Source organism: Amycolatopsis sp. NPDC114504, assembly GCF_055633595.1.
The window spans coordinates 1,761,183-1,780,020 of sequence record NZ_JBVKDU010000001.1 but is presented as its reverse complement, the minus strand read 5'-3'; the positions used below and the strand labels follow the sequence as shown (position 1 = coordinate 1,780,020).

Here is an 18,838-nt window from a genome sequence, read left to right as displayed (position 1 = left end):
ACCCAGATTTGAGAACTACCGGAGGAAAACGTGGCACTTCCCCAGCTGACAGAGGAACAGCGCGCTGCGGCGCTGGAGAAGGCCGCCGCCGCTCGCAAGATCCGTGCTGAGCTGAAGGAGCGGCTGAAGCGGGGCGGTACCACTCTGGTCGACGTGCTGAAGCAGGCCGAGGAGAACGAAGTCCTCGGCAAGATGAAGGTTTCGGCTCTGCTCGAGGCCCTTCCGGGCGTCGGCAAGGTCCGCGCGCAGCAGACCATGGAACGACTGGAGATCGCCCCCAGCCGTCGCCTCCGCGGCCTCGGCGACCGGCAGCGCAAGGCGCTGCTGGCCGAGTTCAGCGGCGAGTGAACGGCGCCGGTCGTGACTACCCGGTGACCCCGGGCGCCGACCGCGGCAGTGAGCCGGTGGCGGGGGACATCCCCCGGCACCGGCTCACCGTCGTATCGGGGCCTTCGGGGGTCGGGAAGTCGAGCGTGGTGGGCGAGCTGCGGAAGCTGGAGCCCGACATCTACTTCAGCGTCTCGGTCACCACGCGCAAACCCCGCCCCGGCGAGATCGAGGGCGCGCACTACCACTTCGTCGACCGCGCCGAGTTCGACGCGATGGTCGCCGAAGAGCGGCTCCTGGAATGGGCCGAGTTCACCGGCAACCGCTACGGCACCCCGCGCGAACCGGTCGAGAAGGCCCTCGCCGAAGGACGGCCCGCGATCCTGGAGATCGAGCTGCAGGGCGCCCGGCAGGTCCGCAAGGCGATGCCGGAGGCCCGGCTGGTGATGCTGATGCCGCCGTCCTGGGAGGAACTGGTCGGCAGGCTCACCGGGCGGGGCACCGAGAACGAGGCCGCCGTGCAGGCCCGGCTGGCGGAAGCGGAGCGTGAACTGGCCGCCGCCGGCGAGTTCGACCACCGCGTCGTCAACGCCGACGTGCGGGAGGCCGCTGAGCACTTGCTAAACTTGATTACCGGCGAGCAGTTTGCCGCCGGTAGTCCCACAGATTCGGAGCACCAAGAGTGACGACTCAGGCGACGCTGCACGAAGAGCTCGAGGGCATCACCAACCCGCCGATCGACGACCTGCTCGAGAAGGTCAGCTCGAAGTACGCGCTGGTGATCTACTCGGCCAAGCGTGCCCGCCAGATCAACGACTACTACGCCCAGCTGGGCGAGGGCCTGCTCGAGTACGTCGGCCCGCTCGTCGAGCCGGGCCCGCGCGAGAAGCCGCTCTCGATCGCGCTGCGCGAGATCCACGGTGGCCTGCTCGAGCACACCGAGGGTGAGTAAACCCAAGGTCGTCCTGGGCGTGGGCGGCGGCATCGCCGCCTACAAGGCCTGTGAGGTCCTGCGGGGACTGACCGAGTCCGGTCACGACGTCCGCGTGGTACCCACCGAAGCCGCGCTGAACTTCGTCGGCGCGGCCACCTTCGAGGCTCTCTCGGGGCACCCGGTGCACACCGGCGTGTTCACCGAGGTGCCCGAGGTGCAGCACGTCCGCGTCGGCAAGGAGGCCGACCTCGTCCTGGTCGTCCCGGCCACCGCGAACCTCCTCGCCAAGGCCGCCCACGGCCTGGCCGACGACCTGCTGACGAACACCCTGCTCACCGCCCGGTGCCCGGTCGCCTTCTTCCCGGCGATGCACACGGAGATGTGGGAGCACCCCGCGACCCGCGCCAACGTGGCCCTGCTGCGCTCGCGCGGCGCGATCGTCACCGAGCCCGACGCGGGCCGGTTGACCGGCGTCGACACCGGCAAGGGCCGGCTGGCGAACCCCGCCGAGATCGTCGACCTCGCCCGGCTGCTGCTGGCCCGGCCGGACGCCCTCCCGCGCGACCTCGAAGGCGTCCGCGTCGTCGTGTCGGCGGGCGGCACCCGCGAGCCGCTCGACCCGGTCCGCTACCTGGGCAACCGCTCGTCCGGCAAGCAGGGCTACGCGCTGGCCCGCGTCGCCGCTCAGCGCGGCGCCGAGGTCACCCTGGTCACCGCCCACACCGTCGCGCTGCCGGATCCGGCGGGCGCGACCGTCTCGCACGTCTCGACGGCGGAGGAGCTGCGGCAGGCGGTGCACGCGGCCGCCGAAGCGGCCGACGTCGTCGTGATGGCCGCCGCCGTCGCCGACTTCCGGCCCGCGAACCGCGCCGACCACAAGATCAAGAAGTCCGACGACCAGCCGGACCCGGTCATCACGCTCGACCGCAACGCCGACATTCTCGCGGAATTGGTGCGAAACCGGCGTCCCGGACAGGTCGTCGTGGGGTTCGCCGCGGAGACCGGCGACGAGCACGGCGACGTCCTCGACCACGCCCGCGTGAAGCTCAAGCGCAAGGGCGCCGACCTGCTGGTCGTGAACGCCGTCGGCGACGGCAAGGCGTTCGGCACGGAGGACAATTCGGGCTGGCTGCTCGGCTCCGACGGCACGGAAATCCCCATACCCCTGGGCGCGAAAGCCGAGCTGGCGTCCACACTGTGGGACGCTGTTGTGAGCTTCATGAAGCGTTGACCGGCCTCCGAGCGATAGTCAGTACGCTTGCACAGGTAAGGGGTGCCTAAGTTACGGGGCATCCGACGACAAGGTGAGGAAGTGACGGCCACCGTGACCGCGTCTAGCAGCAGATTGTTCACCTCGGAGTCGGTGACCGAAGGGCACCCCGACAAGATTTGCGATGCCATCAGTGACTCGATCCTCGACGGTCTGCTGTCGAAGGACCCGCGCAGCCGCGTCGCGGTCGAGACCCTGATCACCACCGGCCAGGTGCACGTCGCCGGTGAGGTGACGACCGAGGCCTACGCCGACATCCCCACGATCGTCCGCGACGTCATCCTCAAGATCGGGTACGACTCCTCGGCCAAGGGCTTCGACGGCAACTCCTGCGGCGTCAACGTCGCGATCGGGTCCCAGTCCCCGGACATCGCCCAGGGCGTCGACACCGCGTACGAGTCGCGGGTCGAGTCCGACGAAGACGAGATCAACCGCCAGGGTGCCGGCGACCAGGGCCTGATGTTCGGCTACGCCTGCTCGGACACCCCCGAGCTGATGCCGCTGCCGATCGCGCTGGCCCACCGGCTCTCGAAGCGGCTGACCGCGGTCCGCAAGGACGGCGTGCTGCCGTACCTGCGCCCGGACGGCAAGACCCAGGTGACCATCGAGTACGCCGGTGACCAGCCGGTGCGCCTCGACACGGTCGTCGTGTCCTCGCAGCACGCCGACGGCATCGACCTCGAGCGCATGCTCAGCGTCGACGTCAAGGAGCACGTGGTCGGGCCCGAGATCGAGGCACTGGGCATCGACACCTCCAGCGCGCGGCTGCTGGTCAACCCGACCGGCCGGTTCGTTATCGGCGGCCCGATGGGTGACGCCGGCCTGACCGGGCGCAAGATCATCGTCGACACCTACGGCGGCATGGCCCGCCACGGTGGCGGCGCGTTCTCCGGCAAGGACCCGTCCAAGGTCGACCGCTCCGCCGCGTACGCGATGCGCTGGGTGGCCAAGAACGTCGTCGCCGCCGGCCTGGCGTCGCGGACCGAGGTGCAGGTCGCGTACGCGATCGGCAAGGCGGCCCCGGTCGGCCTGTTCGTGGAGACGTTCGGGACCGAGACGGTCGACCCGTCGAAGATCCAGCAGGCCATCACCGAGGTCTTCGACCTGCGGCCCGCCGCGATCATCCGCGACCTCGACCTGCTGCGCCCGATCTACGCGCCGACGTCGGCGTACGGCCACTTCGGCCGGCCCGAGCTCGACCTCCCCTGGGAGAGCACGGCCCGCGCCGAGGCGCTGAAGTCGGCCGCGGGAGCCTGACGCACGATCCGGTGAAGGCCACCTCGGAAACCCTTCGAGGTGGCCTTCCTGGCGTCCGGGGTGTCGGAGGGGTCTGGTAGAGATCACGGCGTGAGTAGCTCCGAGCCCGCAGCCCTCTGGGACCTCCCGGAGAAGCCGACCGCCGCTCCGGCGGCGCCGTCGCGTGCCCGGAAACCGAAGCCGAAGCCGGGTCAGAAGGCCAAGGGCGCGCAGTCGCCCGCGCCCGAGCGGCCGGTCGCGCGGATCGTCGTCGACATCCCGCTGGCCCACCTCGACCGCACCTTCGACTACCTCGTGCCGGAGAAGCTGCACGAGACCGCGGTGCCCGGGTGCCGCGTCCGCGTCCGGTTCGCCGGGCAGCTCGTCGACGGCTACCTCATCGAGCGCGGCGAGACCAGCGACTACGGCAGCAAGCTGGCGTTCCTCGACCGCGTGACCTCGGCCGAGCCGGTGCTGGCGCCGTCGTTACACGCGCTGTGCCGGTCGGTCGCCGACCGCTACGGCGGCACGCTGTCGGACGTCCTGCGCCTGGCGATCCCGCCGCGCCACGCGAAGGTCGAGGGGGAGCCGCCGCTCGCGCCCGCCGCGCCGCCGGAGCTGCCGGACAGCACGGCCTGGGCGCGCTACCAGCGTGGCCCGGCGTTCCTGGAGGCGCTGACCGAGGGCAAGCCCGCGAACGCCGTCTGGCAGGCCCTGCCGGGCGAGGACTGGCCACGCCGGCTCGCCGAGGCCGCCGGTTCGGTGGCGGCGGCCGGGCGCGGCGCGGTGCTGGTGGTGCCGGACCACCGCGACCTGACGCGGGTGCACGAGGCGTGCGCCGCGATCGTCGGCGAGGAGGCCGTGGTGGCGCTGATCGCCGGCCTCGGGCCCGCGGAGCGGTACCGGCGCTGGCTGGCGGTGCTGCGCGGCTCGGTGCGGGTGGTGGTCGGCACGCGGGCGGCGATGTTCGCGCCGGTCCACGACCCCGGGCTGTTCGTCGTCTGGGACGACGGCGACGACCTGCACCTCGACCAGCACGCGCCGTACCCGCACGTCCGGGACGTGCTGATGGACCGCGCGCACGCGGCGAAGGCGTCCCTGCTGGTCGGCGGGTTCGCCCGGACGGCGGAGGCCCAGCTGCTGGTCGAGTCGGGCTGGGCCGCGCCGGTCCTGGCCGACCGCACGGTGCTGCGGTCCGCGGCGCCCCGCGTGACGCCGGTCGGCGAGGACTTCGACGTCGCCCGCGACGAAGCGGCCCGCGTCGCCCGCCTGCCGGCGGTGGCGTTCGAAGCGGCGAGGCAGGCGTTCGCGGCGGGCCTGCCGACGCTGGTCCAGGTCCCGCGACGCGGGTACGTCCCCGGTCTGGCCTGCGGAAACTGCCGGACCCCGGCCCACTGCCGTCGCTGCGCGGGACCCCTGTCGTTGCCGGGCGGTTCGGTGGACGGGCAGCCGAAGCCCCCGGCGTGCCGCTGGTGCGGCGTCCCGGAGACGGCGTTCCGCTGCACGGCGTGCGGCTCGGTGAGGCTGCGCGCGGTGATCGTCGGCGCGAAGCGGACGGCGGAGGAGCTGGGGCGGGCGTTCCCGGGCATCCCGGTCCGCACGTCGGGGGCGGCGGAGGTGCTGTCATCGGTCCCGGGCAAGCCGGCACTGGTGGTGTGCACCCCGGGAGCGGAACCGGTGGCCGAGGGCGGCTACGGCGCGGCGTTGCTGCTGGACGGCTGGGCATTGCTGGGCCGCCAGGACCTACGGGCGGGCGAGGAGGCGTTGCGCCGCTGGATGGCGGCGGCGGCCTTGGTGCGCCCGGCGTCGTCGGGTGGCCGCGTGATCGTCGGGGCGGAGGCGGGGATGCCGGTGGTCCAGGCACTGGTCCGCTGGGACCCGGCATGGCACGCGGGCCAGGAGCTGTCGGAGCGCCGCGAGCTGGGCTTCCCCCCGGCGATGCGCATGGCGAGCGTGGAGGGCAGCCCGGACGCGGTGGCGGGGTTTCTGTCGGACTTGCCGTTGCCGCCGTCGGGTGAGGTGCTGGGACCGGTGCCGCTCGGGGAGATCGACGAGGACGGCAATGCCGAGCGGGAGCGGGCTTTGGTGCGGGTCTCCCGAGCGGAGGGAAAGGCTTTGTCGGCGTCGATCCACGCGGCGGCTGCCCGCCGGGACGCGAAGAAGGCCACGGAACCGATCCGCGTCCAGCTGGACCCGCTGGAACTCATCTGATCCGCGCGCACGCCAGGATTCCCCGGCGTGCGCGCGAATTCCGCCGGATCAGTGGCCGAGAACCGTGCCCGGCAACGAATCCAGCGCCGCCCGCGGGGATTCCTTCTGCGGCAACGGAACCGCCGAACCCGCACCGCCGGCCGCGGCGGACGTCAGGTCGACCACCTCAGCCGCGATCGCCTGGCGACGAGCCTCGAAAGCCGGATCCGTCAACCCCGTCGGCTGGCCCAGCACCGGAGTGTGCAAATGCCCGCCCGCCACCGAAGCCAGCCCCAGACCCAGCCGCACTCGGTTCGCGCGGAACATCGATTCGTTCGACAAATAATTTCCGCCCCCGCCCGAAGCCGCGATTTCGCCCGGTGCCGGGGCGTCCGATCGGCACACCGGCGTCCCCGCACCCGGGTGTGAAGAGTCCGGCCACACGCAGAACGCCTGGTTGAAGTTGACCGGATAGGCGCCGGTCACCTCGAGCATCCGCGTGTACGGCAGCGTCGTCTCGATGAACTGGACGTCCGGCTGGGGCCAGCCCGCGGCCGGCGGGACCCCGCCCGTCACGGACACGTTGTTGTTGTCCGGGAAGCCGCCGCGCCAGGCGCCGGCCCAGCGTTCGACGTCGAAGCGGCCCGGGCGGCCCTGGCTGATCGTCAGCACCACGTCCGGCCGCCGCGCGCGGTCGCGCAACGCCGTGCCGTACGCCGCTTCCACGATGCCCTGGTCGAAGTAGCCCCACACCACCGGGAAGCTCACCGCCTGCACCACGGCCGGGCCGGCCGGCGTGTCGAGCACCTGCCCGTCGAGCTGCAGTGCCGACGCGCCCGCCGGGTTCGAGATGGTGATGCCCGCGCCGTCCAGCTGGAACGGGTCGAAGCCGCTCACCATCACCCGCCGCGTCTTCCCGAGCGGGAACCGGACGTCGTCGAGGCCACGCGCGCCGCGATCGAACGCCGTCAGCAGCGCGTCCCGCTGCGAGGGGAACGACTTCCACTGCCGGATCGCGCTGCTGAGCTGCAGCCGCGCCCAGTACAGCGGCCGGTCGTCGAACCGGTCGAGCGTGCCGAGATCGGGACGGCGGCCCTGCGCGCGGTCGACGGCGGTCCGCCACAGCCGCTCGCCGGCCTGGGTGACGACGTGCTCGGCGCGACGCGGGGTCCGCGCCGCGCAGAGGTCGTGCTTCACCTCGGCGACGAGCGGATCGAACCCCGCCAGCCGCACGAGCTCGGGCCCGACAGCGGGACCACCCGCGGGCAGGGAAGCGGTCAGACGCTGTTCCTCAACGGTCAGCGGAACACCGGCGTCGAAACAGCCGGGCGCGGCGGTGGCGACGGCGGGGAACGCGAAGAGCGGGACGGCGGCGAGCAGGGGGAGCAGGGCGGTCAGGCGCACGGATTTCCCTCCACGGCGTGGGTGACGCGGCCGAGTCTTCCGCCGACCGCGCCACCCGCGTAACCCGCGGAAGTCGGGATCAGCCCGTCGCGAGGACCTTCAAGCGCGAAATGTCCGCGCTGAACTGGTCCTGGTCAATGGGCGAAGAGCTGTACTGCCAGAACGTGTAGAAGCCCCAGTTGTACGGCAGCGTCCCCGCCGACGACGCGTACCGCGCCACCCACAGCGGGTTCGTCGAGCTGAAGTCGCCCGTGTTGCCGGTGCACTGGCTCCACCAGCTCGTCGCCGTGTAGATCACCGGCCAGCGGGTCGTCTTCGCGTGGTACTCGTCGCTGAACGCCTTGATCCACGCCACCATCTGGGCCGGCGTCTTGCCGTAGCACGCGTTGTTCGGGCCCCACTCGATGTCGAGCGTGCCCGGGAGGGTCTTGCCGTCCTTCGACCAGCCGCCGCCGTGGGCGACGAAGTAGTCGGCCTGGGCCGCGCCGCCGGCCCCGTCCGGGCGGCCGTAGTGGTAGGCCCCGCGGATCATGCCGACGTTGTACGACCCCGTGTACTGCTGGCTGAAGTACGCGTTCTGGTAGCTGGTGCCCTCGGTCGCCTTGACGTAGGCGAACTTCTTGCCCGCGCTCCAGTACGACGCCCAGTTGACGTTGCCCTGGTAGGAGCTGACGTCGATGCCCGGGACGCTCGCGTCCACCGACGCCGGCGCGAGCCCCGCCGGGGCCACGCCGTCGTGGGCGCGGATCGCCGCGCCCATCTCGTGGTTGTTCGACGCGTCCTGGTCCGGCAGGCTCGGTGACGCCGACGCGCCGGGGGCGGTCACGACCAGCAGGGAGGTCGAGACAGCCACAGCGGCGCCGAGCAGGCGGCGCCATCTGCGTGGTGCGGTCATCTTCAGTTGTCCTTTCGGTTGCCCTCGCTGTGCGCGGCTGTGCAGGGCCGCGCCGGACGATTCTGTGACAGCGATGTGGGCGGCGTCACTCCGCCATGTGATCCAATTTCGAAGTCTGGGGAAACTCGTAAAATTCTGACGAGCGCGCCGCGGCGCCTTTTGGCGTCTTGAACGTGCCTGGTCCGAAGGGCAGACTCGCCCGCATGCCCGCGCACCGGAGTCGCACCCTCGTCATCGCCGCCACGGCCGCGCTCCTCACGACCGTCGCCGCCGGACCCGCCACCGCCGCCACGCCCACGCCGAAGTCCCCGGTCGCCGTCGGCTTCGGGGGCGCCGTGGCCAGCATCGACGCCGACGCCACCGCGATCGGCACCAAGGTCCTGCGCGACGGCGGCAACGCCGTCGACGCGGCCGTCGCGGTCGCCGCCGCGCTCGGCGTCACCGACCCGTTCTCCGCCGGTGTCGGCGGGGGCGGGTTCTTCGTCTACTACGACGCGAAGACCCACCGAGTCCACGCCCTCGACGGCCGCGAGACGGCGCCGAAGACCGCCGACGCGAACCTCTTCGTCGAGAACGGCCAGCCGCTGCCGTTCAACGACGCCGTCACGAGCGGGCTCAGCGTCGGCGTCCCCGGCACGCCCGCGACGTGGTCCGAGGCGCTGCGCAAGTGGGGGACGCGCTCGCTGGCGAAGTCCCTGAAGCCCGCCGAAGACCTGGCGCGCAAGGGGTTCGTCGTCGACTCGACGTTCCAGACGCAGATCGCGAACAACGCCGCGCGGTTCGCCGCGTTCCCGTCGACGCGGTCGCTGTACCTGCCCGGCGGCGCCCCGCCGTCGCCCGGGACGGTGTTCCGGAACCCCGACCTCGCGGACACCTACGCGCAGCTCGAACGCCGTGGCGTCGACGCGCTGTACCGGGGCCAGATCGGCGCGGACATCGCCAAAACCGTGCAGCAGCCGCCGAAGGACCCGGCCTCGACGCTGAACGTCCGCCCCGGCAAGCTCAGCACGGCCGACCTCGCGGCCTACCGCGCGATCGAGCGCGACCCGACCCGCACGAGCTACCAAGGCCTCGACGTCTACGGCATGCCCGCGCCGTCGTCCGGCGGGCTCACGGTGGCCGAGGCGCTCAACATCCTCGAGAACTTCGACCTCAAGCACGCGAGCAAGGCCGACTACCTGCAGTACTTCCTGGAGTCGACGCGGTTCGCCTTCGCCGACCGCAACCGCTGGATCGGCGACCCCGCCGTCATCGACGTCCCGGCCAAGGAGCTGCTGAGCCAGCGCTTCGCCGACTCGCGGGCGTGCCTGATCTCGAAGGACAAGGCCGCGACCAGCCCGGTCGCGCCGGCCGACCCTCGCCATCCGACACCGTGCGCGGCCGGGACCACCGCCGCGCCGACGCCGTACGAGGGCGAGAACACCACGCACCTCACGGTCGCCGACAAGTGGGGCAACGTCGTCGCCTACACGCTGACGATCGAGCAGGAGGGCGGCAGCGGGATCGTCGTGCCGGGCCGCGGGTTCCTGCTCAACAACGAGCTGACCGACTTTTCGTTCACGCCGGTGACGCCGGGCGTGCCCGACCCGAACCTGCCCGGCCCCGGCAAGCGCCCGCGTTCGTCGATGGCGCCGACGATCGTGCTCGACCACGGCCGCCCGTTCTTCGCGACGGGTTCCCCGGGTGGCGCGTCGATCATCACCACCGTCCTGCAGGTGATCCTCGGCCGGCTCGACCGCGGGCTGTCGCTGGAGGACGCGATCGCGGCGCCGCGGGCGTCGCAGCGGAACTCGGCGGCCGCGCAGGTCGAGCAGGCGTTCCTGGACCAGCCGGAGACGGCGGACCTGAGGGCCCGCGGCCAGGGCTTCTCGACGGCACCGGCGGAGATCGGCGCGGCGACGGGCGTGGAGCGCCTGCGTGACGGCCGCTGGCTGGCGGCGGCGGAACCGGTCCGGCGCGGTCAGGGCGCGGCGCAGGTGGTGTGGCCGGCGCGCTGGTAGGTCAGGCTTCGAGAGCCCAGCGGATGTACGGCGTCTTCGGGACGAACCCCGCCCGTTCGAACACCCCGGAGGCGCCGGACGGGCTCGCCGAGTCCACCACCAGGCTCGCTTGGTCGTAACCGTGGTCCTTCGCGGCTTGCAACGCGTGGGCCAGCAGGGCCGTCGCGACGCCGCGCTTCCGGTGGTCCGGGAGCGTCCCGACCACCATGAAGTGCGCGTCGCGGATCCCGGTCGCCGCGGTGTCGGCGTCCCAGGACAGGGTCACCAGCAAGCCCGCCGGTGCTCCGGCCGCGTCGCGGGCCAGGAAGCTGACCTCGGGCCGGAACGTCTGGTTGACGATCTTGTTCCGCCAGTGGTCCGCGGGCATCGGCGTCGCGCCCCAGCAGTCCTCGAACGCCGCGTTCCGGACGCGCCGGAAGTCCTCGTCGGTCTGCTCCGACCACGGCTCGATCCGGGCTTCCCCCGGCGCGACGTCCCCGAGGGGGTGCTCCATCCGCCGGAAGTACCGGACCGGCGCGAAGCCCCGGGAGCGCATCAGCTCGGCGAGGCCGGCGATGTGCCCGGGCCGGTGGACGTCGACCGCGAGCTTCGCGTCCGGGTGGTGCCGGGCGTGCAGCACCTTCGCCGCGGCGACCCCGGCTTCGACGAGCCGGGTCCCGACCCCCCGGCGCCGGTGCGCCGGGTGCACCCCGCCGTCCAGGAAGACCCGGTGGACCTCGCCGGCGGACGGCTTGAACCGGATCTTCACGTAGCCGATCATCGTGTCGCCGTCGAAGGCCGCGAGGCTGCCGCGTTCGAGGTCGGCGTAGGGGTCGACCAGCTCTTGGAGGGTGTCCTCGGCGGTGTAGTGCTCGCCGATCCCGTCCACGGATTCCATGGCGTTGAGGAGGTCGGCGGAGGCTTGGGCGTCCTCGCGGGTGAGCGGCTGCCACGTCAGTCCGTGCATACCGGCGACGCTAACGCCCGGGAGCCGGGCCTGTCGTGCCGATTACCGGCGGTCAGGCGGGCGCGCCGCGATCACGGGGGCCTTCTAGACTCGGCTCCGATGTTCCAGCCATGTGAATCCTCCCCGCTCCCGCCGGGGGTGCGCCGATGAAGCTCGTCTTCGCCGGCACCCCCGAACCGGCGGTCCCGGCGCTGCGCGCCCTGCTCGACTCCGGCCGGCACGAGATCGTCGCCGTCGTCACCCGGCCCGACGCCCAGGCCGGCCGCGGCCGCCGGGTCGTCCGCTCGCCGATCGGCGCCCTCGCCGACGAGCACGGCATCGAGGTCCTGACGCCCGCGCGCGCCGGCGACCCGGCCTTCCTCGCCCGGCTGACCGAGCTCGCGCCGGACGCCTGCCCGGTCGTCGCCTACGGTGCGTTGCTGCCGCAGGCCGCCCTCGACATCCCGCGCCTCGGCTGGGTGAACCTGCACTTCTCGCTGCTGCCCGCGTGGCGCGGCGCCGCGCCGGTGCAGGCCGCGATCCGCGCCGGCGACGAGATCACCGGCGCGTCGACCTTCCGGATCGTCAAGGAGCTGGACGCGGGCCCGGTCTTCGGCTTCGTCACCGAGGCGATCGGCGGGACCGACACGGCGGGCGGCCTGCTCGGGCGCCTGTCGGAGTCCGGCGCCAAGCTGCTGCTGTCCACCATGGACGGTCTGGCCGACGGCAGCCTCGTCGCGCGCGAGCAGCCCGCCGAGGGGATGAGCTACGCGCCGAAGGTGACCGTCGAGGACGCCCGGGTGTCCTTCGCCGACCCGGCCGCGGCGGTCGACCGCCAGATCCGGTCGGTCACCCCGGACCCGGGCGCGTGGGCGGAGTTCCGCGGCGAGCGGTTCAAGCTCGGCCCGGTGACGGTGGTCGACGAGCCCGGCCCGCCGCCGGGGGAGATCGTGGTCGAACGCAAGCGGGTGCTGGTCGGGACGGCGACCAAGCCGTTGCGGCTCGGCGAGGTCCAGGCACCCGGCAAGAAACGGATGGCGGCCACCGACTGGGCGCGAGGTACGAGGATCGACCAGGGAGAACGCCTCCGGTGAACGACCACAGGGAACGACGTCCGTCACGGCCGGACCGGGGCCGCCCGGCTCCGCGCAAGGAAGGCCCGCGCCGCCCGCCGGAGGTGGACCCGGCCCGGCAGGCCGCGTTCGACGTCCTGCGCGCGGTCCGGGAGAAGGACGCCTACGCCAACCTCGTCCTGCCGGACCTGCTGCGCGAGCGGCGGATCGGCGGCCGGGACGCGGCGCTGGCCACCGAGCTGGCGTACGGCACGTCGCGGGCCCAGGGCCTGCTCGACGCCGTCATCGAGGCCAACGCCGAGCGGCCGCTGGCCAAGACCGACCCGGTGGTGCTGGACGCGCTGCGGCTCGGCGTCTACCAGCTGCTGCGCACGCGCATCCCGGAGCACGCCGCCGTGACGTCCACTGTGGACCTCGTGCGGGCCGAAGCCGGTTCGTGGGCAACGGGTTTCGCGAACGCCATCATGCGCAAGGTGTCCGAAAAGGACGAAGCGACCTGGCTGGACGAGGTCGCGCCGGACGAGGCCAAGGATCCGATCGGGGCTTTCGCGCTGCGCACCGCGCACCCGCGCTGGATCGCCCGCTCGTTCGCCGAAGCGCTGGGGGACAAGGGTGCGGGGCTGAAGGCGGCCCTGGAGGCCGACGACGCGCGGCCCGAGGTGCACCTGGTCGCCCGGCCCGGCGAGATCACCGCCGACGAGCTGGCGGCGATCACCGGCGGCGACCCGGCGCCGTACTCGCCTTACGGCGTCCGCCTGCCCTCCGGTGCCGGTGACCCGGCCGACGCGGAGCCGATCCGCGAGCGGCTGGCCGCGGTGCAGGACGAGGGCAGCCAGCTGTGCGCGATCGCCGCGACGAAGGTGCCGGTCGAGGGCTCCGACGAGCGCTGGCTCGACCTCTGCGCCGGTCCCGGCGGCAAGGCGACGCTGCTCGGCGCGCTGGCGGCGTTGAGCGGGGCGACCGTGGACGCCGTCGAGAAGGCGCCGCACCGCGCGAAGCTCGTCGAGAAGGCCACGACCGGCCTGCCGGTGAAGGTGCACGTCGCCGACGGCCGCGAGTCGGGTCTGGAGCCGGGCTACGACCGCATCCTGGTCGACGCGCCGTGCAGCGGTCTCGGCGCACTGCGTCGGCGGCCGGAGGCGCGTTGGCGCCGGCAGCCGTCGGACGTCGCGGACCTGACGAAGCTGCAGGGCGAGCTGATCACGGCGGCGTACGCGCTGCTGCGACCGGGCGGCGCGCTCACGTACGTCGTCTGCTCGCCGCACCTGGCGGAGACCGAGGGCGTGCTGGGCGAGACGGCCCGGCGGCTGAAGGCCGAAGTGCTGGACTCGCGGGAGTTCTTCCCCGGTGTTCCCGAGCTCGGCGACGGGCCGTACGTGCAGCTCTGGCCGCACCGCCACGGCACGGACGCGATGTTCTGCGCCGTGCTGCGCAAACCGTGAGAGACCTCGGGCTGATCGCCGGCTCGTGCGGCGGGCTGGACACCCGGTTCGCCGCCGAGCTGGTCCGGCCCGCCGCCGAGCGCGGCTGGCGCCCGGCGATCACCTTGACGCCGACGGCGCACCGCTGGCTGGAGTCGACGGGCGCGCTCGCCGAGGTTGCTTTGTCGACCGACCTGCCGGTGCGCAGCGTCTCGCGGTTGCCGGGCGAGCCGCGGCCGCACCCGGACCCGGCGGTGTTCCTGTTCGCGCCGGCATCGGCCAACTCGGTCGCGAAGCTGGCACTGGGCATCGCGGACAACCAGGCGCTGACGGTCCTCGGCGACGTCCTCGGCGCACCGGGGATCACGATCGTGGTGGCGTACCAGATCCAGGACACCCGAGTGCACCACCCGGCATGGCAGCGCCACTTGGACACTCTCGCGGGGGTAGGGGTGACGCTGCACCGGCTGGACGTCGGGCGGCATTGGACCGAGGTCTTGGACCTGCTTCCCTGATCAGCAGGCCGCCGCGTCGGTGGCGGCCAGCAGGTGCCCGCTCGTTTCGGCCGGAGTCGGGTTCTCGTTCAGCACCACCGTCACCCGGCGACCACCCGGGCCGACGCCGGCCAGGTTCGTGAAGCCGAGGATTCCGCCTTCATGACCCCAAAACTCCCCGCACGACAGCGGAACACTGCCCAGCCCCAAGCCGTAACCCGCCCCCGGGATGCCGAGATCCGCCGGGACCGTGCGCTTCATCTCGGCCAGCTCGGCCGGACGCAGCAACCGCCCGCCGAGCAGGGCGCCGTAGAACCGATCGAGGTCGGCCGGGGTCGAGATGAGCCCGCCCGCCGCCCCGGCGATCGTCGCGTCGTAGTCGCTGAAGTCCACCAGCTTCCCACCAAACGGCACGTAACCGACGGCGTGCGGGTCCGGCAGCTTCTCGTCGCCGCGGCGGGGGAGGTACGTGTCGTGCAGGCCCAACGGCCGGGTGATCCGCCGCGCGATCTCGTCGCCCACGGAACGCCCCGTGACCTGCGAGACGAGCATCCCGGCGACGATGTAGTTGGTGTTCGAGTACGACCAGCTCGTGCCGGGCGGGAACAGCGCCGGGTGCTTCAGCGCCATCGCCACCAGCTCGGCCGGCTCCGCGCCGCGGTGGCGCAGCGACTCCGGGTCGCTCAACGCGAGGTCGTCGGTGTAGTTGTACAGCCCGCTGGTGTGCTGGAGCAGCTGCCGCACGGTGATCCGCCGGTCGGGCAGCAGGCCGGGCAGGTACCGCTCGACCGGCGCGTCCAGCTTCACCCGGCCCTCGCCGACCAGCTGCAGCACGACCGTCGCGACGAACGACTTCGTGACGCTGCCCGCGCGGAAGGACCCGTTGCGCGGGAACGGTTTCCCGGTCGTGACGTCCCCCGTGCCGCTGCGCGTGACCCGCGTCCGGGAGCCGTCCTGGACGACCGCCTCGGCGCCCGGGGCCCCGTCCTGGCCGGTCAACGTGTCGAGCGCGCCCTGGACCGGGTTCGTGGTGACGGCCAGCGCCGGGGCCGCCGGCGTCGCCGCGATCAGCGCGACGAGGGTGCCGCAAGCGACGATCCGCTTGCCGCGCAATGACTTCCGCATGAAAGAACCCCCTGGTGTCGTGGTACTCCCAACCTAGGGAGCCACGGCACCAGGGGGCATGGGGCAGGCCGCCCGAACGATCCGGGGGCCTGCCCCACCACGTCAGCGCAGGCGCAGCGCGCGCTTCAGCGTGCCGAACAGGTCGGTCTGGTTGGTCAGGCCGACGATGTTGGCCGCCTGCGGGCCCATGGCCGCGATGCGGACCTGGGTGCCCGTGTGCGACTGCGAGCCGCCGGTCTCGGCGGTGCCGTACGCGAGGGTCATGTTCGCACCCTCGTTGGTGATCAGCGTCGCGGTCAGGCCCGGGGTGGCCGTCGGCTCGACGATCTGGCTGCTGTGGCCGTGGTCGGCCGTCACCAGCACCAGCGTGTCGGGGTGGCTGCGGGCGAACGCCGTGCCCGCCGCGATCGCCGCGTCGAAGTCGATCGTCTCGCCGATCTGGCCGCACGGGTCGGCGGCGTGGTCCTGCTTGTCGATGCTCGCGCCTTCGACCTGCAGGAAGAAGCCCTTGTCCGAGTGACGGTCGTCGAGCAGCTCCAGCGCCTTGCGGGTCTGGTCGGCCAGCTTCGGCTGGGTCTTCGGCAGCGCCGGGTTGGCGGTGCAGCGCGACGGCGCGGTGCCGCCGTGGACCGCGGCCGGGCCGGTCCAGTTGACCGGCATGTTGTTCTTGGCGAACAGGCCGAGGACCGGCTTGCCCTTCTTCGCCGCCGCCAGGTCCGCCGCGGTGTTCACGACGTTGTAGCCGGCCGCCTTGGCCTGGTCGAGGACGGTCTTGCCCTTGAACTTGCCGGCGGTGACCGTCTGGTCGAAGTACGTCGCGCCGCCGCCCAGCAGGACGTCGGGGCGGGTCTGGACGAGCTGCTCGGAGATCGAGCCGGCGCCGCCCTTCTCCTTGGCGTTGACCGCGCACTTGGCGGTCGTCTCGACCGGGCCCTTGCAGTCGCGGCTGACGACGTGCGAGCCGAGCACGGCCGGCGTGGCGTCCTGGACCTCGGCGGTGGTGACGTCGCCGGTGCGCAGGCCGCCGCGCTTGGCCAGCTCGAGGATCGTCGGCACGGGGTTGCCGTACGCGTCGACCGAGATGGCGCCGTTGTAGGTCTTGACGCCGGTGGCCCAGCCGGTGCCGGACGCGGCCGAGTCGGTCACGTAGTTCGGCTTGCCGGGGTTGTTCTGCTCGACCGCGTAGGTGGTGTAGTCACCGGTCAGCGGCAGCTCGTCCATCGCGAGCCGGCCGGCGGCGCCGCGCTCGTAGTTGCGCGCGGACGTGATCTCCGACTGGCCCATGCCGTCACCCAGGAACAGGATGACGTTGCGGGCACTGCCGCCCTGGATCGCGGAGCGGACGTCGTTGGTGCGGTCACCGGTGCCGGCCGACGAACGCGCGTTGTCGCTGTCGGAGCCGTTGGCGGCGATGGCGACCGGGGCGGCGGCGACCAGTGCGGCGCCGAGCGCGCCCGCGACCAGCCACCGGCGGCGGCCGGTGAGCAGCGAAGCCATGTTTCTCCTCTTCGGGGACTTCGGGAGGTAAGAGCCCGGATTCCGGACACGGGCTATTAGTCCGTCTGCATGTGTGCCGAGGAGGGACGGCGGGTGAGCGCCAGGTGACCGCTGGGGGAACTCATGGCTTCACGGAGGTGACCGGGAGCACGTCGGTTATTGACCGGCGAGGTGGCCCGGCGCGACGATGCCCGATTCGTACGCTATGACCACCGCCTGGGCGCGGTTGCCCGCGCCGAGCTTCGCGAAGACGTTGCCCACGTGCGTCTTCACGGTCTCGAGGCTGATCACGAGCGCGGCCGCGATGTCCTGGTTGGACAGTCCGGTCGCGACCAGCCGGAGCACCTCGGCCTCGCGCCGGGTGAGCGCTTTCGCGGCCCGCGTGTACCTCCCGTCCGGCAGCCGGGCGCTCACCAGCCGCCGGATCGCTTCCGGGAACAGCAGCGACTCGCCGGTGGCGACGGTCCGGACGGCGTGCGCGATCTCCTCCTTGCGGGCCCGCTTGAGCAGGAACCCGCTCGCCCCGGCCAGCAGCGCCTCGTGCACGTAGTCGTCGTTGTCGAACGTCGTGACGACGAGGACCTTCGGCGGCTCGGGCAGCTCGGCGAGCAGCTGCCGGGTCGCCTCGATGCCGTCTATGCCGGGCATCCGGACGTCCATCAGCACGACGTCGGGCCGGCTGCGGCGGACCGCGGGCAGCACCTCCGAGCCGTCGGCCGCTTCGCCGATCACAGTCAGGCCCTGCTGCTCCAGCAGCGCCCGCAGGCCGGTGCGGACCAGCGGCTCGTCGTCGGCCAGGAGGACGGTGGGCGTCATGCGCCCGTCCGCAGCGGGATGGTCGCGCGCAGCCGCCACCGCTCGCCGTCCGGACCGGCGTCGAGCTCGCCGCGCAGGGCTTCGACGCGCTCGGCGAGCCCGGTCAGCCCGCGCCGCCCGGGCCGCGGACCCACGCCGGGCAGGGCGTTGACCACGGCGATCGCCAGGCGTTCGGGGCCGGCCTCGACGCGGACGTCGGCCCCGCCCGGGCCGGCGTGGCGCAGCGCGTTGGTCAGGCCCTCCTGGACGATCCGGTAGCCCTCGCGCGACACGGCGGCGGGCAGCGTGGCGACCGGTCCGCTGACGGTCAGCCGGACGTCGAGCCCGGCGTCGCGGGCGCGCACGGCGAGGACCTCGGCGAGCGTGCGCGTCGGTTCCTTGGCCGCGGGTTCCTCGCGCAGCAGGCCGAGGACGTGGTCGAGGTCCTCGAGGGCGCTTCGAGACGCTTCTTCGATCGTGCCCAGTGCGCGCCGCACCTGGGCCGGGTCGGCCTCGACGAGGTCGGCCGCGGCCGCCGCCTGGATGGTTGACGTCGTCAGCGTGTGCCCGATCGAGTCGTGCAGCTCGCGGGCGAGCCGGTTGCGCTGGGCGAGCACGGCGGCGCGGCGTTCGGCCAGGGCCGCGCGTTCGGCCGTGGACGGGCCCAGCAGCGCGGTCGCGCCGGCGCGGAGACCGAAGGTGGCGGCCGCCGTCAGCACCACGGCCGCAAACGCCACCACCAGGCCGAACGGGATCGTCCACGCCCCGAGCGGGACTCCGGACCGGTACAGCGAGATCGTGTCCTGCCCGCCCGCCAGCCAGATCGCGGGCACGAGCAGCCCGAGGCCCAGGAAGGCCAGCACGGTGAACAGGACGCCGCTGGCCGCGGTGTGCAGCGCGAGCCACAGCCCGGACCGCAGCCGCGACGCCGCGTCCGGCCGGCCCTCGGGCGCGGGGACGTGGGTGCCGAGCAGGGTGTTCGCCAGGCCGATGCCGAGGCGTCGCACCGGCCCCAGCAGGCCCAGCAGCCCCATCAGCACGGCCAGGGCGAGCAGGGCGACGAGCGCGCGGACCCGGGAGTCGGCTTCGACGGACACCGCCACGGCCAGGGCGAAGGGGGACACCGGCGCCGCGATGACGGCGCCCGCGGCGGCGTGGAGCAGGCTGCGGTAGCTGCCGATCCGCGTCAGGGACAGGAGGAATCCGGGCATGCGGCGAGCGTAGGGCGGCCGGGATGGCCGTGACCTCCCTC

At 72.9% G+C, this 18,838-nt stretch carries 17 protein-coding genes; 10 read left to right on the top strand and 7 right to left on the bottom strand.

Features of this window, described 5'->3' with window-relative positions:
* The first annotated feature begins 30 nt into the window (after positions 1 to 30).
* The 6 genes from mihF to ACZ7PG_RS08220 all read left to right on the top strand — a co-directional run bounded on the left by mihF (position 31) and on the right by ACZ7PG_RS08220 (position 5,978).
* Positions 31 to 348, top strand: coding sequence for an integration host factor, actinobacterial type (gene mihF, locus ACZ7PG_RS08245; RefSeq protein WP_013224622.1), 318 nt, complete (start codon positions 31 to 33; stop codon positions 346 to 348).
* On the top strand, positions 345 to 1,013 hold the full coding sequence (gene gmk, locus ACZ7PG_RS08240; RefSeq protein WP_470238392.1) for a guanylate kinase: 669 nt from the start codon (positions 345 to 347) through the stop codon (positions 1,011 to 1,013). Before mihF ends, gmk begins: the two co-directional genes overlap by 4 nt.
* Entirely contained in the window at positions 1,010 to 1,279 is a 270-nt protein-coding gene (gene rpoZ, locus ACZ7PG_RS08235) for a DNA-directed RNA polymerase subunit omega (protein ID WP_005152353.1), read from the top strand. Before gmk ends, rpoZ begins: the two co-directional genes overlap by 4 nt.
* Positions 1,272 to 2,492 carry a bifunctional phosphopantothenoylcysteine decarboxylase/phosphopantothenate--cysteine ligase CoaBC gene (coaBC, locus tag ACZ7PG_RS08230; protein ID WP_470238391.1) on the top strand — a complete coding sequence of 407 codons (1,221 nt, stop codon included), beginning with the start codon at positions 1,272 to 1,274 and terminating at the stop codon, positions 2,490 to 2,492. Before rpoZ ends, coaBC begins: the two co-directional genes overlap by 8 nt.
* 93 nt (positions 2,493 to 2,585) lie before the next feature.
* On the top strand, positions 2,586 to 3,788 hold the full coding sequence (metK, locus tag ACZ7PG_RS08225) for a methionine adenosyltransferase (protein WP_470239011.1): 1,203 nt from the start codon (positions 2,586 to 2,588) through the stop codon (positions 3,786 to 3,788).
* Positions 3,789 to 3,878: 90 nt separating this feature from the next.
* The gene (locus ACZ7PG_RS08220; protein WP_470238390.1) at positions 3,879 to 5,978 is read left to right on the top strand and encodes a primosomal protein N'; all 2,100 of its coding nucleotides are present in this window, start codon (positions 3,879 to 3,881) and stop codon (positions 5,976 to 5,978) included.
* A gap of 48 nt (positions 5,979 to 6,026) precedes the next feature.
* Here the strand turns inward: ACZ7PG_RS08220 and ACZ7PG_RS08215 are convergent, their stop codons facing one another.
* Complete coding sequence (locus ACZ7PG_RS08215) at positions 6,027 to 7,361, bottom strand: pyroglutamyl-peptidase I (RefSeq protein WP_470238389.1); 1,335 nt, start codon at positions 7,359 to 7,361, stop codon at positions 6,027 to 6,029.
* Between the two features lie 79 nt (positions 7,362 to 7,440).
* Positions 7,441 to 8,256, bottom strand: coding sequence for a lysozyme (locus ACZ7PG_RS08210; RefSeq protein WP_470238388.1), 816 nt, complete (start codon positions 8,254 to 8,256; stop codon positions 7,441 to 7,443).
* Positions 8,257 to 8,459: 203 nt separating this feature from the next.
* Here ACZ7PG_RS08210 and ggt point away from each other — a divergent pair, with 203 nt between their 5' ends.
* Positions 8,460 to 10,256, top strand: a complete 1,797-nt coding sequence (gene ggt / locus ACZ7PG_RS08205; RefSeq protein WP_470238387.1) for a gamma-glutamyltransferase — start codon at positions 8,460 to 8,462, stop codon at positions 10,254 to 10,256.
* A 1-nt stretch (position 10,257) separates the two neighbouring features.
* Here the strand turns inward: ggt and ACZ7PG_RS08200 are convergent, their stop codons facing one another.
* Positions 10,258 to 11,202 (bottom strand): GNAT family N-acetyltransferase, encoded by a 945-nt coding sequence (locus tag ACZ7PG_RS08200; protein WP_470238386.1) that lies wholly within the window; start codon positions 11,200 to 11,202, stop codon positions 10,258 to 10,260.
* 146 nt (positions 11,203 to 11,348) lie between these two features.
* Between ACZ7PG_RS08200 and fmt the strand changes: the two genes are divergently transcribed.
* Genes fmt through ACZ7PG_RS08185 form a run of 3 tightly spaced genes read left to right on the top strand, consistent with a single transcriptional unit; the run spans position 11,349 to position 14,190 of the window.
* The gene (fmt, locus tag ACZ7PG_RS08195) at positions 11,349 to 12,275 is read left to right on the top strand and encodes a methionyl-tRNA formyltransferase (RefSeq protein ID WP_470238385.1); all 927 of its coding nucleotides are present in this window, start codon (positions 11,349 to 11,351) and stop codon (positions 12,273 to 12,275) included.
* On the top strand, positions 12,272 to 13,696 hold the full coding sequence (locus tag ACZ7PG_RS08190) for an RsmB/NOP family class I SAM-dependent RNA methyltransferase (protein WP_470238384.1): 1,425 nt from the start codon (positions 12,272 to 12,274) through the stop codon (positions 13,694 to 13,696). Before fmt ends, ACZ7PG_RS08190 begins: the two co-directional genes overlap by 4 nt.
* Positions 13,693 to 14,190, top strand: coding sequence for a flavoprotein (locus tag ACZ7PG_RS08185; protein WP_470238383.1), 498 nt, complete (start codon positions 13,693 to 13,695; stop codon positions 14,188 to 14,190). Before ACZ7PG_RS08190 ends, ACZ7PG_RS08185 begins: the two co-directional genes overlap by 4 nt.
* Here the strand turns inward: ACZ7PG_RS08185 and ACZ7PG_RS08180 are convergent, their stop codons facing one another.
* From ACZ7PG_RS08180 to ACZ7PG_RS08165, 4 genes are all read right to left on the bottom strand, one after another.
* Positions 14,191 to 15,294 (bottom strand): serine hydrolase domain-containing protein, encoded by a 1,104-nt coding sequence (locus ACZ7PG_RS08180; protein WP_470238382.1) that lies wholly within the window; start codon positions 15,292 to 15,294, stop codon positions 14,191 to 14,193.
* 102 nt (positions 15,295 to 15,396) lie between these two features.
* Positions 15,397 to 16,791, bottom strand: a complete 1,395-nt coding sequence (gene phoA, locus ACZ7PG_RS08175; RefSeq protein ID WP_470238381.1) for an alkaline phosphatase — start codon at positions 16,789 to 16,791, stop codon at positions 15,397 to 15,399.
* A 156-nt stretch (positions 16,792 to 16,947) separates the two neighbouring features.
* Complete coding sequence (locus tag ACZ7PG_RS08170; protein ID WP_470238380.1) at positions 16,948 to 17,607, bottom strand: response regulator transcription factor; 660 nt, start codon at positions 17,605 to 17,607, stop codon at positions 16,948 to 16,950.
* Positions 17,604 to 18,797 carry a sensor histidine kinase gene (locus ACZ7PG_RS08165; RefSeq protein ID WP_470238379.1) on the bottom strand — a complete coding sequence of 398 codons (1,194 nt, stop codon included), beginning with the start codon at positions 18,795 to 18,797 and terminating at the stop codon, positions 17,604 to 17,606. Before ACZ7PG_RS08165 ends, ACZ7PG_RS08170 begins: the two co-directional genes overlap by 4 nt.
* Between the last annotated feature and the right edge of the window lie 41 nt (positions 18,798 to 18,838).